The following is a 15204-nucleotide window of genomic DNA, read 5'->3' as shown; positions in this document are numbered from 1 at the left end:
TGACCCGGCGACGGCACGTGGACCACGGGTGGGTGGGCAGCGCGCTCTGTCGCTGACGGCACCGGAGAGTCCGTCCCCCTGACGAGGAGCCGTCGTGTCCACCATCGTCCACCCGTCCTCCGTGCCCTGCGCCGGTGGCGCCACCGTCTGGTTGACCGGCCTGCCCAGCGCCGGGAAGTCCACCGTCGCGATCGGCGTCGCGGAGCAGCTGCGGGTCGAGCGCTGCGGCGTCGAGGTCCTCGACGGGGACGTCATCCGCACCAACCTCTCCAAGGGCCTCGGCTACAGCCGCGAGGACCGGGCGGTCAACATCCGCCGCATCGGCTTCGTGTCCGGCCTGCTGGCCCGCAACGGGGTGGTGGTGCTGGTGGCCTCCATCGCGCCGCACGCCGACGTCCGCGACCAGGTCCGCGCCGACCACGACGACCTCGGCGTCCCCTACGTCGAGGTGCACCTCTCGACCCCGGTGGAGGTCACCGCGCAGCGGGACGTCAAGGGCCTCTACGCCAAGCACCGTGCGGGCGAGATCACCGGGCTGACCGGCGTCGACGACGCCTACGAGGTCCCTCGGGACCCGGACCTCGTCCTGCCCACCCACGAGCAGACGGTGCAGGAGTCGGTGACCGCCCTGCTCGACCACCTGGCCGGGCGGGGAATCCTGTCGCGCGAACCCGACCGCCAGACGAAGGAGTCCGCGTGAGCCACCTCGACCCCACCGGTGCCCCGCTGCCCGACGGCGCGGCCGCCGCCGTCGTCGTGCCCCCGCCGGACGGCCGGCCCGGCACGTGGGCGGGGGCGCCCTGCGCGCTGCGCCACGACGGCGCGGTGTACCTCGCCTACCGGCTGCGCCGGCCCGAGGGCGAGGGCCGGGGCTACGCCAACGTGGTGGCGCGCTCGGCGGACGGCGTGTCCTTCGAGGTCCTCGCGATCGTCGAGAAGGAGCGCTTCGGGGCGGAGTCGCTGGAGCGTCCGGCGCTCGTCGTGACGCCGGCCGGGCGCTGGCGGCTCTACGTCAGCTGTGCGACGCCCGGCACGAAGCACTGGTGGGTCGAGCTGCTCGAGGCCGACACCCCGGAGGGCCTCGCGACCGCGCCGTCGGTGACGGTGCTGCCCGGCTCGGACTCCCTCGCCGTCAAGGACCCCGTGGTGCAGTCGCACGGCGGGCTCTGGCACCTGTGGGCGTCGGTCCACCCGCTCGACGACCCGGACGCCACCGACCGCATGACCACCGAGCACGCCACGAGCCCCGACGGCGTCGTCTGGACCTGGCAGGGCACCGCGCTGGCGCCGCGGCCGGGGCAGTGGGACGCCCGCGGCGTGCGGGTCTCCACCGTCGTCGACCTCGGCGACCGGCTCGTCGCTCTCTACGACGGCCGCGCGAGCGCGGGGGAGAACTGGGAGGAGCGGACCGGGGTCGCCGTCGCGGCCGACGGCTTCGGGCGTTTCCGGGCGGAGGGCGACGGTCCTGCCGCGGAGGCGGACTCGCCCGGCCGGGGGCTGCGCTACGTCCACGTGCTGCCGCTGCCCGGCGGGGACTACCGGCTGTACTACGAGGCCACCCGCTCCGACGGGGCGCACGAGCTGCGCACCGAGCTCGTCCCCTCGCTCGTGGGGGTCACGTAGTGGCCCTGCCGGACTTCCTGCTCCTCGGCGCCCCGAAGTGCGGCACGTCCGCGCTGCACAAGGCCCTGCAGAGCCACCCGCAGCTGTTCCTGCCCGAGGTCAAGGAGCCGAAGTTCTTCCTGACCGACGGGCCGCCGCCCACCAGCGGCGGCGGGCCGGGCGACATACCGACGTGGGACGAGCACGTCTGGCGCCGGGAGGACTACGAGGCGCTGTTCGACCCCGCCCCAGCCGGTGCGCTGACCGGCGAGGGCACCGTCTTCTACCTCTACGACACCGAGGCGCAGCGGCGGATCGCAGAGGCGGTGCCGCGGGCGAAGCTCATCGCGGTGCTGCGCGACCCCGTGGAGCGGGCGCACTCGAACTGGTCGCACCTGCGCGACGCCGGCCTCGAGCCGGAGACCGACTTCCTCACGGCGTGCCGACTCGAACCCGAGCGCCGGGCGGCGGGGTGGGCGCACTTCTGGCACTACGTGGCCGCCGGCCGCTACGGCGAGCAGGTCGAGGCGCTCTACTCGCGGTTCGACCCGGAGCAGGTGCTGCTGCTGCGCTACCGCTCCCTGCGGGACTCGCCGATCTGCACGGCCGACCGCGTCTGCGCGTTCCTGGGTGTGGAGACCGGCGTGGTCCGCGGGGTGCCGCGCCACCACGTGCGTCCCGACGTGCACGGACGCTCGTCCGGGCTCTCCGCGGAGGGGCGGGCGGCGGCGCTGGAGTGGTTCGCCGACGACGTGGCGCACCTCGAGAAGCTGACGGGCTGGGACCTCACCGACTGGCGGCGGTGATGCCCGACCTCCGGTGGTTCCTCGCCCGGGAGCGCACGGTGCTGTCGCGGCTGCGGTTCTCGCTGGCGTTCTCGCTGGCCGCGATCGCGATCGCCGTGCTGGTTCCACCGCAGGTCCCGACGCCGGTCGTCGTCGTGTCGGGCGGACTCTGCGCGCTGGCCGGCCTCGCCACCGCCGTCTCGACCTTCCGGTCCTGACGGCGGGTCGGGCACGATCATGACGATCACTCCGTCCGACACCCAGGAGTCAGCCGTGCCGCGTCCGTACGCCAGTGGAGTCGTCGCCGCCCCCGTCGAGAAGGTCTGGGCCCAGCTGCGCGCCTTCAACGACCTGCCCTCGTGGCACCCGGCCCTGAGTCACAGCGAGCTCGTCGAGGGCGTCGACGGGCAGGTCGGGGCGGTGCGCCGGCTGACCATGGCGGCCGGCGGGGACCCGTTCGACGAGCGGCTGATCGCCCTCGACGACACCAGCCGCACCCTCACCTACACCTTCGCCGGCGCGAACCCGTTCGGGGTGCGCCGCTACCTGTCGACGGTGCGGGTCTGTCCGGTCACCGACACCGGCGAGACCTTCGTCGAGTGGTGGGCGGAGTACGACGCCGACGCGGGCCAGGAGGAGGAGCTGAACCGGACGTTCGCCGACGGCGTGTTCGGTACCGGCATCCGGGAGCTGCGCGAGGCGCTCGCCTGACGGCAGGTCACACGAGCGGCGGCCCCGGTGGATCGCCCGGTTCGTGGCGCAGGGGCGGTCCGACGGCGGTGCGGGCCCCCGGCGTGCGGCCGTGGCCCCACCCGAGGGCGGCGCGGTAGCTGCCGAGCGGCACGTCGTCCTCGGCAGGGGGCTCGGGCAGCGGGGTCCGGTCGGGTGCCACGAACAGGGCGTCGACCGGGCACCAGGCCTCGCACATGAAGCAGGTCTGGCAGTCACCCTGTCGCGCGATCACCGGGACCTCGCCCGGCACGCGGTCGAAGACGTCCGTGGGACACACGTCGACGCAGCGGTCGCAGCCGATGCACCGGGTCGGGGACAGCAGCTCGATCACGCGGCGGCCCCGATCGCGGCCGCCGACCGGGTCCACACGGCGTCGAGGCCGCCCACCTCGAGGCGGTGCTGCCAGGCGGGGTCGCTGCCCGGGCGGTCCTCGCGCTTGTGCATGCCGCGCGACTCCTCCCGGGCCAGCGCCGCGGTGTACATCCAGCGCGCGACCGCCGTCATCGCCGCCGCCTCCCGGACCCGCCACGACCCGCCGTCGAGACCCTCCCGGACGGAGTCCCACACGGCGTCGAGCCGGTCCAGCGCCGGGCGCAGCCGGTCGGCATGGCGCATCAGGTTCTTGTCGTACGGGAGCACCTCGGCCTGGACGGCCGCGACGACGTCCCGCGCGGCGGTCCGCCCGGTCCCCACCGTGCCCGCACCCGCCGTCGGGACGGGCCGGGGACCGGCGAGGGCGTGCGCGGCCGCGGCCCGCCCGGCCCAGCTGCCGGAGGACAGCGCCCAGGCGGCGTTGTGGCTGCCGCCGCCGGTGAAGCCGCCGCAGATGTACTCCCGGCTCGCGGCGTCGCCCGCCGCGTACAGCCCCGGCACGCCGGTGTCGCAGTGCGGGGACTCGAGCGCGATCCCGCCGGTGCCGCGGACCGTGCCCTCGGCGATCAGCGTGACCGGGAAGAGGTCGTGGAACGGGTCGATGCCGGCCCGGTCGAACGGCAGGAAGAAGTTCGGCTGCCCGCGGCGCATGGCGGCCTGCTCGACGGGCCCGGCGTGGTCGAGGCGGCAGAGCACCGGCTCCGTGAGCAGCGTCCGCGCGATCACCGACCGTCCCCGGGTGCTGCCCGCGCCCTCGAGCACCGAGCCGTCGGCGCGGTAGAACGTGGCGTAGCTGTAGTACGCGGTCTTCGTGACGGAGCCGTGCGCGGCCGCGATGGCGTAGGCGTTGGAGAACTCCATGCCCGAGAGGTGCGCGCCGACCTCGACGGCCGCGAGTGCGCCGTCGCCGGTGTCGACATCGCAGCCGAGGGCCCCGCTGGCGAACGCGCAGCCGCCGGTCGCGAGGACCACCGCCCCCGCCCGCACGCGGTAGTCGACCCCTTCCTGACGGCGGGTGCCCGCGGCTCCGGCGACGGTCCCGTCAGCGGCGGTGAGCAGTTCGGTGAGCGGGGAGTGGTCGAGGATCCGCACGCCGGCGCGGCGGACCAGCGTGCGCATCCGCCGCATGTACTCCGGGCCCTGGACTCCCCGGCGGACCTCGCGGCCCGCGTCGTCGCGCGGGAAGGGGTAGCGGGCGCGGTCGGCCAGCTCGTTCATCCCGGCGTAGGTCTCGTCGAGCACGCGGGTCATCCAGCCGCGGTCGGCGAGGTAACCGCCCAGGCCCTCCCGGGAGGCCATGGCGGTCTCGCGGGCGGCCGGGTCGGGCTCGACGTACCAGACGCCGGTGCCGGCCGCGGCGGTCGCGCCGCTCGCCCCGCACCAGCCCTTGTCCACCAGCACGACGTCGGCGCCGGCGTCCGCGGCGCGCAGCGCGGCCCAGGCGCCGGCGGGGCCGCCGCCCGCGACGAGGACGTCGGTCCGGAGCTCGAGCGGGTCAGCGTGCGTCATCGGCGTCTCCCGGCGCTGGTGGTGGCGGCCGCAGCGTGCGCAGCCGTTCGGTGAAGTACTGGTTGCGGTCCGCGAGGCTGCCGGGCCGCCGACCGTGTCCCCAGCCGATCCACCGGCGGTACTCCCCGAACCGGCCGTCCTCGGCGAGGGCCTCCTGGTCGCGGAACCGCGATCCCTCCGGGGCCGGGCCGGCGAGTGGGGAGACGAACAGCGCGTCGGTGGGGCAGTGCGCCTCGCACAGGAAGCACGTCTGGCAGTCGGACTGCCGCGCGATGCTCGGGCGCCCGCGCTCGTCGGCGTCGAAGACGTTCGTGGGGCACACGTCGACGCAGATCCCGCAGTCCACGCACCGGTCGGCGCTGATCACCTCGATCACGACGCGGCCTCCCGGACGACGGCGGCGGGGCGCACGTCGACGTCGTCGAGCCCGGTGACCCGCAGGCGGCGGGTCTGGGAGGGGTCGGTCCCGGGGTGGTCGTCGCGCAGGTGCATGGCCCGGGACTCGGTACGGGCGAGCGCGGCCCGGTACATCCAGCGCGCGTGCGCCACCATCGCCGCGGCCTCCCGGTGCCGGGTGCCCGGGCGCTCCGTCGGACCCAGCCCCGCGCGGACCTCCTCCCAGAGCGGGTCCAGGACGGCGAGCGACTCCCGCAGGCCCCGTCCGGTGCGGAAGCGGTTGAGCTCCAGCGGCAGGACCCGCTCCTGGACGGCCGCGACGACCGCGCCCGCGTCCCGGCTCCGGCCTCCGCGCGGACGGACGCCCGCACCACCGGCCGGGACCGCGACCGCCGTGCGCGATCGACGCGTGGCGGCGGAGCGCGCCGCCTCCCGCCCGGCCCAGGTGCCGGACGAGATCGCCCACGCCCCGTTGTGGCTGCCCCCGCCCGTGATGCCGCCGGTGATGTCCTCGCGGGACGCGGCATCTCCGGCCGCGTACAGGCCGGGCACGGTGGTGGCGCACCCGTGCCCGGGCACGGCGACCCCGCCGGTGCCGCGGACCGTGCCCTCGCACACCGCCCGCACCGGGAACGTCTCGTGGAACGGGTCCACGCCGGCCTTGTCGAACGGCAGGAAGAAGTTCGGCTGCGACCAGCGCATCGCCTCCCGCACGTCGGGCTCGGCGCGGTCGAGGCGGGCGTGGACCGGGCCCTCGAGCATCGCGCGCTGCAGCGCCGGACCCGCCATCGGCGGCAGGTCGAGCGGGGTGCCGTCGGCGCGGAAGTAGCTCGCGAACTGGTACATCAGGCCCTTGGTCTGCGCGCCGAACGCGGGCGCGGTGCCGTACTGGCTGGAGAACTCCATGCCCGACAGCTCCGCGCCGACCTCCACGGCCATGAGCGTCCCGTCCCCGGTGTCGACGTTGCAGCCGAGCGCCCCGGAGAGAAACGCGCACCCGCCCGTCGCCAGCACGACGGCCCCGGCCCGCACCGACCACGGCGCGTTGCCGGCCTGACGGTGCACGCCTGCCGCCCCGATCACGCCACCGTCGTCGTCGACGAGCAGCTCGACGGCGGGGGACTGGTCGGCGACGACGACACCGGCGCGCCGGACCCGCCGTCGTTGCAACCGCATGTACTCCGGCCCCTGGAGGCTGCCGAGGTGCCGGCCGCTGGTGCGCGACGGGGGGAAGGGGTAGCCGGCGTCGGCGAGCTCGCCGACCGCCTCCCACGTCCGCGCGAGGGCACCGGCCATCCGCACCGGGTCCGCGAGGTCGCCCCCCTCGCGCATACGGGCGGCGATCGCGCGCTCGCGGGCGTCCCCCTCCGGCGGGAGGAACCAGAGGTTGTTACCGCCGGCCGCGGCCGCGCCGCTCGTGCCGCACCAGCCCTTGTCCGCCAGCGCGACCCGGGCCCCGGCCTCCGCGGCGGCCAGCGCCGCCCACGTCCCGGCGGGTCCGCCCCCGAGGACGAGGACGTCGAGCCAGTCGGGCAGCCCGGCCGGACCCCGGTCGCGGCGGCTCACGCGCGGCCCCCGGGCGCCACCCAGGCGCCGACGTCGAACGGGCGGGCGGCGAGCTGCTGGGCGACGAGGAAGTCCAGGGTCGCGCGGGCGGTGTCGACGTCGGTCGGGGTGACGGCCGGGTTGCCGAACAGGGCCGCGGGATAGGACTGCTGGATCACCGGCAGCGGCAGGCCGGAGATGCGCGCGGCGAACGCGTGGTACGCGGACGGGTCGCGGGCGACAGAGGCGGAGGCCTCGGCGATCCCGGCGTTCCAGGCCTGGGCCAGCTGCGGGTACTTCGCCGCGGCGTCGCTCGCGATCGTGACGTAGCTGTTGCCGGGCAGGCCGGGGTGGGTGCTCGCGCGGTCGATCACCGCGTAGCCCTTGGACGCGAGCAGCGGCGCGACCGGGACGGGAGCGGCGTAGGCCGCGATGTCGCCCTTGTCCAGGGCCTGCTGGGCTGCATTCGTCAGCAGGAACGTGATCTTCACCGACGACGCCAGTCCGGCCTCGTCCAGCAGCCCGACGAGGTAGCGGTGCATGTAGGAGCCCTGCTGGGTCGCCACCGTCTTCCCGCGCAGCGCGTCCAGGTTCGTCACGCCCGGGCCGCCGATCAGCCACGCGTCCTGCCCGCGCTGGCTGACCCCGGAGAGCTGGGTCGGCAGGTCGGCGGCGCGCCCGGACACGGCCGGGGTGTCGCCGAGCACGCCGAGGTCCAGCGCGCCGCCCTTGAGGGCCTGGTTCAGGTTGGGGCCGTTCGGGAAGGACGAGAACTGCACGTCGGCGATGCCCGCGTCGCGGAGGTGGCGCTGCAGGACGCCCTGGTCGTAGGCCCAGCTGTCGATCCCGTAGCCCTGCTGGCTGCCGGTGACGATGATGCCGACACGCAGGGTGGCGTCGCCGCCCTGGCCGCCCCCGCCGCCGTCACCACCCGAGCCGCAGGCGGCCAGCGCGAGCAGGAGCAGGACCGGGAGGGCGAGCCGGCGGAGCAGGCGGGTCACGGGGAGGGCTCCTCGGTGGTGGGGGGTGCGGTGGCGGAGGGCGGCTCGGCGGCCGGGATCTCGACGCCCAGCCGGCGCAGCAGTTCGTCGCGCAGCGCGCCGAAGGCGACGCCGCTGGGGTCGCGGGGGCGGTCGAGGTCGATGTCGACCTGGTGGGCGAGCACGCCGTCGCGCAGGACGACGGCGCGGTCGGCGAGCGTGAGGGCCTCGTCGACGTCGTGGGTGACGAGCACCGCCGCGAGGCCGCGGCGCGCGCACAGGTCGGCGACGAGGCGCTGCATGCGCAGCCGCGTGAGGGCGTCGAGCGCGGCGAGCGGCTCGTCGAGCAGCAGCAGGTCCGGGTCGCGGACCAGTGCGCGGGCCAGGGCGACCCGCTGGGCCTCCCCGCCGGACAGGGTCTTGGGCCACTGGCCGGCGAGGTGGGCCAGGCCCACCTCGCGCAGCGCGTCGGTGGCGCGGGCCCGCACGTCGGCGCCCGTCAGGCCGAACGCGACGTTGCGCCACGCGCGCCGCCACGGGAGCAGCCGCGGCTCCTGGAAGGCCACCGAGACGCGCTCGGGGACCCGGGCGATCCCGTCGGCGCCGGGGTCCAGACCGCCGAGGATGCGCAGCAGTGTCGTCTTGCCGGAGCCGCTCGCGCCGAGCAGGGCCACGAACTCCCCGGGGCGGACGGCCAGGTCGATGCCCCGGAGGATCTCGCGGTCACCGAACCGGCGTCGGACGTCGCGGGCGTCGACGACGAGGCCCGTCCCCGGGTGCGCCACGGTGCTCATCGGGCCTCCAGCCCCTGGCGCCAGGTCAGCAGCAGCCGCTCGAGCCCTCGCACGACCAGATCGGAGAGCAGGCCCAGCAGGGCGTAGATGACGAGGCAGACGACGATCCGGTCGGTCCGCAGGTTGTCCTGGGCACGCAGCATCAGCGAGCCGATCCCGCCGTCGGAGCTGATCTGCTCGCCGACGACGAGGGCGAGCCAGGCGACGCCCAGCGCCAGGCGGAGCCCCACGAGGATGTTCGGCAGCGCTCCCGGGAGCACGACGGCGCGCACGACGTGCCACCGGCTCGCCCCGAAGGCCTGTGCGGCCTCGACGAGGCGGGCGTCGACGTTGCGGATCCCGACCAGCGTGTTGACGTAGACGGGGAAGCAGACGCCCAGGAACACCAGCGCGACCTTGGGGGTGTCGCCGATGCCGAACCAGAGGATCAGCAAGGGCGTGATCCCGAGGAAGGGCAGCGTCCGCAGCATCTGCATCGGACTGTCGACGAGGTCCTCCCCTGCGCGGAACAGCCCCGAGACGAGTGCGAGGGCGAGGCCGGCGGGAACGCCGAGGGCCAGCCCGGTGGCCGCGCGCTGCAGCGAGGTCAGCAGGGCCTCGTGCAGGTCGCCGGAGGCGGACATCTCGGCGGCCGTGCGCACCGTGTCCCACGGGGAGGACAGCGTGTCGGGTGAGAGCAGGCCGCTCGACGAGGCGATCTGCCAGATGACCAGCAGCCCGACCACCACGAGCACCCGCCGCAGGGGACGCGGGAGCCCGCGGCGGCGCCGTGACGCACGGAGCGGCAGATCGCGGAGGACCGGGGCGGTCGAGGTCGGGCGGGCGGTGGCGGCCGGGGGTGCGGACACGCGGGGACCCTTCGGTCGAGGGGGTGCAGGCGCGCGCCGACGCGCACGGCCGGACGCGGCCGTGGGGTGGAGGCGGTGCCGAGTGACGCGGGCGGCGGCCCGGAGGAGCAGAGGCGGAGGAGCGGGATGGCCCCGGTCAGGCGCGAGTGGATCGACAGGCCGCGCTGCGGACGCGCCCCAGGTCCACGTGCCGACGGCGGGTGAAGGCCGGACGACGCACGGGTCCCCGCCTTCCGTCGGTGGTGGTGCGACCGGGTCGAGCACCCTGATCGCGATCTCATCCTGTGACGGCGGTGGCGGGAGGGTCAAGACAGGTGCCGTGTCCGTGTGGCGGCGCTCTCACTCGTCGCCGAGCGGGCTCGTGATCTGACTCTGCGTGACAGGCGCGCCCGGGGTCGGGTCGCTCGTCGGTGTGATCACGGGGGTCGTCGTGAGCGTTGACATCTAACGCAGCGTCTCCCTACGGTCCCGTTCCGGAGATCGGCGCCGTCCGGCGCCGGCTCGGACACCACCACGAGGACGGCCATGGGCTCGGCGACACCGGCGGACGTGTGGCACGGCCACGGTCGCGCGACGCTGTCGTCCCGGCGGCACATCGACCTGGTCCGGGTGGGCAGCTCCCTCTGTCGGTGAGCGACGCGCTCCGGCCTCCGCGCGCCTGAGCCCACCGCCGTCCCCGTCCGCTCCCGCGGTCCGTCGCGCATCGGCGCGGCCGTCCCCGCGCGCCCGGAGTACTGTGTCTGGAGACCCCTGTGCGTCCCTCGAGCCCCACCGTCACGCCCGATCCGCCGGATGCGCCCGCGGCCGGGCCGGACCTCACCGCCCAGCGCGTGATCCCGCTGCGCCGCCCCGGCCGCTGGATCGTCACGGTGGTGGTGCTGGTGGTGTTCGCGCAGGTCGTGCACGGGCTCGTGACGAATCCCTACTACCAGTGGGACCGGTTCGCGTACTACTTCTTCCGGCCGGTGGTGCTCGACGGCCTGCTGATCACGCTGCAGGTGACGGCTGCGAGCGCGGTCCTCGCGCTCCTCGGCGGGATCGTTCTCGCACTCGCCCGGCAGTCGTCCAGCCCCGTCCTCCAGGTGCTCAGCTGGGCCTACGTCTGGCTGTTCCGCTCGGTGCCGCTGATCGTGCTGCTGCTGTTCCTCTACAACTTCAGCGCCCTCTACCGGGTGCTCGGGCTCGGGATCCCCTTCGGTCCGACGTTCGTCAGCTTCGGGGTGACCACGCTCGGCACCGACATGGTCATCGCGGTCGTCGGGCTGAGCCTGAACGCCGCGGCCTTCGCCGCCGAGGTGGTGCGGGCGGGCCTGCTGTCGGTCGACGCCGGCCAGCGCGAGGCCGCCGCCGCGCTCGGTCTGCCCCGCGGCTTCCAGTTCCGGCGGATCGTGCTGCCGCAGGCCCTCCGCACGATCGTCCCCTCCTACGTGAACGTGCTCATCGACCTCGTGAAGGGCTCCTCGCTGGTGTTCTACGTGTCGTTGCTGGACCTGTTCGGGTCGGTGCAGAGCCTCGGATCGACCTATCCCGGCGACATCGTCCCGCTGCTGGTGGTCGCCACCGTCTGGTACGTCGTGGTCACGAGCGTGATCTCGGTGGTCCAGTACTACGTCGAGCGCCGCTACGCCCGTGGCGCCGAGCGAGCGCTGCCCCCCACGCCGCTGCAGCGGGTCCGCGCCGCGCTCCGGTGGTCGCGATGACGGCGGGGGAGACGCAGCGGGACGCCGCGCGACACGTGGACGTCGACGTGCTCCCCGCCGCGGGGGTCGAGGTGCACGGGGCGTACAAGGCCTTCGGCGCGCTGACCGTGCTCGACGGCGTCGACCTCACCGTCGCGCCGGGCACCGTGACCGTGATCCTGGGTCCGTCCGGGTCGGGGAAGTCCACGCTGTTGCGCGCGATCAACCACCTGGAACCCCTGGACCGCGGTTACGTGAGCATCGACGGCGATCCGATCGGCGTGCGCCGGGTCGGTGACCGGCTCAAGGAACGGCCCGAGCGCGAGATCCTGGTCCAGCGACGACGCATCGGGTTCGTGTTCCAGGACTTCAACCTGTTCCCGCACCTCACGGCGGTGGAGAACGTCGCGGCCGCGCCCGTGGCCACGGGGGCCGCCACCCGGACCCGTGCGCTCGGCCTCGCCCGCGACCTGCTCGCCCGCGTGGGCCTGGCCGACAAGGCCGACGTCCATCCCCGCCGGCTCTCCGGTGGTCAGCAGCAGCGCGTCGCGATCGCGCGGGCGCTCGCCCTGCGCCCGAGCGTGATCCTCTGCGACGAACCCACCTCGGCGCTCGACCCCGAGCTCGTCGACGACGTCCTCGAGGTGATCGAGGACCTGGCGTCCACCGGCACCACGTTGATCGTGGTGACCCACGAGATCGGCTTCGCCCGCGAGGTGGCCGACCAGGTCGTGTTCCTCGACGGCGGCGTCGTGGTCGAGCAGGGCCCGCCGTCGCAGGTCCTCGACCATCCCGTCCACCCCCGGACCCGCGAATTCGTCGGCAGGGTCCTGTAGGCCCCGTAGGCAAGGAGAGAGATCGATGTCATCCGGTAGACGCCCACGAGCGACGGCGCTGATCGCGGCGGCTGCACTGTGCCTGCTCGCGGCCTGCGGCGGGGGCGGTGGCTCCGACGCCGCGGCCTCGGGGCCGATCCCCGTGGGCGCGCTGTCCAACGGCGCGGCGAAGGAGACCTCGATCTCCGTGCCCGTCGTGGAGCAGATCCGCGCCGAGCTCCCGCAGCAGTACCGCGACGCCGGGGTGCTGAACGTCGGCCTCGGGCTGCTGCCCGCGGGCTCGCCCCCGCTCGGCTTCGTCGGGACGGACGACAGGACCCTCACGGGTTCGGAGCCGGACCTGGCCCGTCTCGTCGGTGCGGTGCTGGGCCTGCGCGTGGAGCTGGGGAACGCCACCTGGGAGAACATGTTCGTCGGCATCGACAGCGGCCGGACCGACGTCGGGTTCTCCAACATCACCGTGACCGAGCAGCGCAAGCTCAAGTACGACTTCGCGAGCTACCGGCAGGACAACCTCGCCTTCGAGACGCTCGCCTCCGCGCCGTGGTCCTTCTCGGGTGACATCGCGGCCCTCGCGAACCAGCGGATCTCGGTCGCCCGCGGCACCAACCAGGAGCGCATCCTGCTCGCCTGGCAGGCCCAGCTCCGCGCCCAGGGCCAGGACTTCGCCGTCGAGTACTACCCGGACATCAACGCCGTCCAGTTGGCGCTCGAGTCGGGTCAGATCAACTCCTACCTCGGCCCGAACCCGGCCGTCGCGTACCAGGTCACCCAGAGCGCGGGCCGGCCCGTGCCGAAGAAGACCGCCGGGACCTTCTCCGGGGCGGGGGTCTCGCTGCAGGGCCTGATCGCGGCGACGACGAAGAAGGACAGCGGGCTGGCGAAGCCGGTCGCGGACGCGATCAACTACCTGATCCAGAACGGGCAGTACCAGCAGTGGCTGACCGCCTGGAACCTCGCCAACGAGGCCGTACCGAGCTCGCAGGTCAACCCGCCGGGGCTGCCGCCGAGCGACACGTGAGCCACGTCCTGGACAACCCGGCGCGGGCGTCACTGCTCGGGCCGCATGCGCACCTCGCGATCCACCAGGGATCGGTGGTGCGCTACCCGCCCGACGTGGCCTCGTTCATCGGGATGCCCGACGACCCCGGCCCGTCGGCGTGGGCGGACCTCGCCGCGCTCGTCGGGCCGGGGAACGCCGCCGCGATCTCCGGGATCGCCCTCGACGTCGCGGCGCCCCGTGGTTGGGAGGTCCTCCTGGACGGAGCCGGCGTCCAGCTCGTCGACGACGGGGTCCGGCCCGAGCCCGACGACGAGGCCGTCGTGCTCGGGCCGGCCGACGTCGGTGACATGCTCGAGCTGGTGGCGCGGACGCAGCCGGGGCCGTTCGCCCCACGGACCATCGAGATGGGGACCTACCTGGGCCTGCGCCGCGAGGGGGTCCTGGTCGCGATGGCGGGGGAGCGGTTGCACCCGCCCGGCTGGACCGAGATCAGCGCGGTCTGCACGGACGTCGCCCACCGCGGTCGCGGGTACGCGAGCCGGCTCGTCCGGGCGGTCGCGGCCGGAATCGTCGCCCGGGGGGAGACGCCGTTGCTGCACGCGGCCGCGACGAACACCCCGGCGATCGGGCTCTACGAGACGCTCGGGTTCCGGCTGCGCCGGCGGACCCGCTTCCTCCGGGTGCGTGTCCCGGAGGAATCGGGGGTCATTGTCTAATCGGCGCCGGTTCCGACGCGCTCGCGGCCGACGTCGGACTCGCGGATGCCGTCGACCTCCGCCAGCGGGCGGCCCGCCATGTCGCGCATGAGCAGCAGGACCGGGATGCCGGCCAGGATCACGACGGCGGTCGCGTAGATCGCCGGGGACAGCGCGAGCCCGGTGCCGGCGATGAGTCCGGTGGCGATCAGCGGCGACAACCCGCCGAAGAGCACCGTGGCCACGTTGTAGCCGACGGCCATGCCGGAGAAGCGCCCGATCGCGGTGAACTGCTCCGGGACCGTCGCGGCCGCGACCGCGCTCCACCCGGCGGCCGGGATCGCCAGGAACGCCGCCCCGAACACGGCGAGGCCGTTGTCGCCCGAGGACATCAGCAGGTACGCCGGGATCGTCGTCAGCACGATCACGACCGTGAGCAGCGTCAGGGACGCCCGCCGCCCCCAGCGGTCCGAGGCCAGCCCGATGAACGGCGTGACCACGATCGCGACGACGGCCGCGACCGTGCCGAGTGCCAGCGAGCCGGCGTTCTCGAGGTTCGCCACGTCCTCGAGGTAGGTCGGGACGTAGGTGATGTTGAGGAAGTAGCTCACCGAGCCGATCGTCGAGATCCCGAAGGCGATCAGGACGGCCCGCGGCTGCCCGAGGAGCACGGCCACCAGGGGCGAGCGCTGCGCCACCGTCGGGTCGACGTCGGGCACCGCATCCTGGGCCCGCTCGACGGTCTCGGTCTCCACCATCATCCGCCGCAGCGGGATCATGACCAGGGCGAGGAGCCCGCCCACCACGAACAGCACCCGCCAGCCCCACTGCTGCATGGCGTCCGGCGAGAGGTTCGCGGCCAGCGCCGCGGCGATCCCGACGGCGAGCAGGGCGCCGATCTCGGAGTTGGCGGCGGCCCAGGAGGCGGCGAACCCACGCCGGCGGGGCCCGGCCGACTCCATCAGGAACACCATGATCCCGGTGTACTCGGCGCCCACCGAGAAGCCCGCGAGGCAGCGCAGCAGCACCATCCCGACGCCGCCCCAGATCCCGACGACCTCGTACCCGGGCAGCGCCGCGGTGCCGAGCATCGCGATCGCCATGAGGACCGCGGAGATGACGAGCGCGGCCTTGCGTCCGGTCCGGTCGCCGATGTGCCCGAACACGATCGCGCCGAGCGGCCGGAAGAGGAAGCCGGCGGCCCCCACACCGAGGGTCAGGATGAGGGAGTTCGTGTCGGCGCCGAAGAACTCCCGCGTCAGGATCGTGGCGACGTAGAAGTAGATCGAGAAGTCGTACCACTCGATGATCGAGCCGAAGGCGGCCACGAACATCGAACGTCGACGTCCGGCCTGGTCCGGGACGTCGTCCGCGGGCGTGGTGGACATGGAAGTGGGCTCCCCCCGGGGCGGGGTCGCCGGCCGCGGC

Annotated in this window: 18 protein-coding genes; 10 read left to right on the top strand and 8 right to left on the bottom strand. The window is 74.5% G+C overall.

Annotated elements, in window-relative coordinates:
- The first annotated feature begins 94 nt into the window (after positions 1-94).
- Genes cysC through WCD74_RS03860 form a run of 5 tightly spaced genes read left to right on the top strand, consistent with a single transcriptional unit; the run spans position 95 to position 3098 of the window.
- Positions 95-700, top strand: a complete 606-nt coding sequence (gene cysC / locus WCD74_RS03880) for an adenylyl-sulfate kinase (protein ID WP_337693501.1) — start codon at positions 95-97, stop codon at positions 698-700.
- Entirely contained in the window at positions 697-1623 is a 927-nt protein-coding gene (locus WCD74_RS03875) for a glycoside hydrolase family protein (protein ID WP_337693500.1), read from the top strand. The genes cysC and WCD74_RS03875 overlap by 4 nt, the downstream gene beginning before the upstream one ends.
- Entirely contained in the window at positions 1623-2408 is a 786-nt protein-coding gene (locus WCD74_RS03870; RefSeq protein ID WP_337693499.1) for a sulfotransferase family protein, read from the top strand. The genes WCD74_RS03875 and WCD74_RS03870 overlap by 1 nt, the downstream gene beginning before the upstream one ends.
- On the top strand, positions 2408-2605 hold the full coding sequence (locus WCD74_RS03865; RefSeq protein WP_337693498.1) for a DUF202 domain-containing protein: 198 nt from the start codon (positions 2408-2410) through the stop codon (positions 2603-2605). The genes WCD74_RS03870 and WCD74_RS03865 overlap by 1 nt, the downstream gene beginning before the upstream one ends.
- A gap of 55 nt (positions 2606-2660) precedes the next feature.
- The gene (locus WCD74_RS03860; RefSeq protein ID WP_337693497.1) at positions 2661-3098 is read left to right on the top strand and encodes an SRPBCC family protein; all 438 of its coding nucleotides are present in this window, start codon (positions 2661-2663) and stop codon (positions 3096-3098) included.
- A gap of 7 nt (positions 3099-3105) precedes the next feature.
- Here the strand turns inward: WCD74_RS03860 and WCD74_RS03855 are convergent, their stop codons facing one another.
- The 7 genes from WCD74_RS03855 to WCD74_RS03825 are packed head-to-tail and all read right to left on the bottom strand — an operon-like array spanning position 3106 to position 9563.
- The gene (locus WCD74_RS03855) at positions 3106-3450 is read right to left on the bottom strand and encodes a 4Fe-4S dicluster domain-containing protein (protein WP_337693496.1); all 345 of its coding nucleotides are present in this window, start codon (positions 3448-3450) and stop codon (positions 3106-3108) included.
- Positions 3447-5000 carry an FAD-dependent oxidoreductase gene (locus WCD74_RS03850; protein ID WP_337693495.1) on the bottom strand — a complete coding sequence of 518 codons (1554 nt, stop codon included), beginning with the start codon at positions 4998-5000 and terminating at the stop codon, positions 3447-3449. The genes WCD74_RS03855 and WCD74_RS03850 overlap by 4 nt, the downstream gene beginning before the upstream one ends.
- Positions 4987-5376, bottom strand: a complete 390-nt coding sequence (locus WCD74_RS03845; protein ID WP_337693494.1) for a 4Fe-4S binding protein — start codon at positions 5374-5376, stop codon at positions 4987-4989. Before WCD74_RS03845 ends, WCD74_RS03850 begins: the two co-directional genes overlap by 14 nt.
- Positions 5373-6962 (bottom strand): FAD-binding protein, encoded by a 1590-nt coding sequence (locus WCD74_RS03840; protein WP_337693493.1) that lies wholly within the window; start codon positions 6960-6962, stop codon positions 5373-5375. Before WCD74_RS03840 ends, WCD74_RS03845 begins: the two co-directional genes overlap by 4 nt.
- Positions 6959-7942, bottom strand: a complete 984-nt coding sequence (locus tag WCD74_RS03835) for an ABC transporter substrate-binding protein (RefSeq protein WP_337693492.1) — start codon at positions 7940-7942, stop codon at positions 6959-6961. Before WCD74_RS03835 ends, WCD74_RS03840 begins: the two co-directional genes overlap by 4 nt.
- Positions 7939-8715, bottom strand: a complete 777-nt coding sequence (locus tag WCD74_RS03830) for an ABC transporter ATP-binding protein (RefSeq protein WP_337693491.1) — start codon at positions 8713-8715, stop codon at positions 7939-7941. Before WCD74_RS03830 ends, WCD74_RS03835 begins: the two co-directional genes overlap by 4 nt.
- Entirely contained in the window at positions 8712-9563 is an 852-nt protein-coding gene (locus WCD74_RS03825; RefSeq protein WP_337693490.1) for an ABC transporter permease, read from the bottom strand. The genes WCD74_RS03830 and WCD74_RS03825 overlap by 4 nt, the downstream gene beginning before the upstream one ends.
- A 525-nt stretch (positions 9564-10088) precedes the next feature.
- On the opposite strand from WCD74_RS03825, the gene WCD74_RS29920 reads away from it, so the two are divergent.
- From WCD74_RS29920 to WCD74_RS03805, 5 genes are all read left to right on the top strand, one after another.
- Positions 10089-10196 (top strand): putative leader peptide, encoded by a 108-nt coding sequence (locus WCD74_RS29920; protein WP_373696026.1) that lies wholly within the window; start codon positions 10089-10091, stop codon positions 10194-10196.
- A 119-nt stretch (positions 10197-10315) separates the two neighbouring features.
- Complete coding sequence (locus WCD74_RS03820) at positions 10316-11263, top strand: amino acid ABC transporter permease (protein WP_337693489.1); 948 nt, start codon at positions 10316-10318, stop codon at positions 11261-11263.
- Positions 11260-12078, top strand: a complete 819-nt coding sequence (locus tag WCD74_RS03815; RefSeq protein WP_337693488.1) for an amino acid ABC transporter ATP-binding protein — start codon at positions 11260-11262, stop codon at positions 12076-12078. Before WCD74_RS03820 ends, WCD74_RS03815 begins: the two co-directional genes overlap by 4 nt.
- Before the next feature lie 25 nt (positions 12079-12103).
- Entirely contained in the window at positions 12104-13099 is a 996-nt protein-coding gene (locus tag WCD74_RS03810) for a transporter substrate-binding domain-containing protein (protein WP_337693487.1), read from the top strand.
- Complete coding sequence (locus WCD74_RS03805; protein WP_337693486.1) at positions 13096-13797, top strand: GNAT family N-acetyltransferase; 702 nt, start codon at positions 13096-13098, stop codon at positions 13795-13797. Before WCD74_RS03810 ends, WCD74_RS03805 begins: the two co-directional genes overlap by 4 nt.
- Here WCD74_RS03805 and WCD74_RS03800 read toward each other — a convergent pair.
- Complete coding sequence (locus WCD74_RS03800) at positions 13794-15164, bottom strand: MFS transporter (RefSeq protein WP_337693485.1); 1371 nt, start codon at positions 15162-15164, stop codon at positions 13794-13796. The two genes, WCD74_RS03805 and WCD74_RS03800, sit on opposite strands and share 4 nt — an antisense overlap.
- Positions 15165-15204: the final 40 nt, after the last annotated feature.

It is taken from the genome of Actinomycetospora aurantiaca (assembly GCF_037401875.1).
Classification (GTDB): Bacteria; Actinomycetota; Actinomycetes; order Mycobacteriales; family Pseudonocardiaceae; genus Actinomycetospora; species Actinomycetospora aurantiaca.
This window is presented reverse-complemented; position numbering and strand designations above follow the sequence as displayed.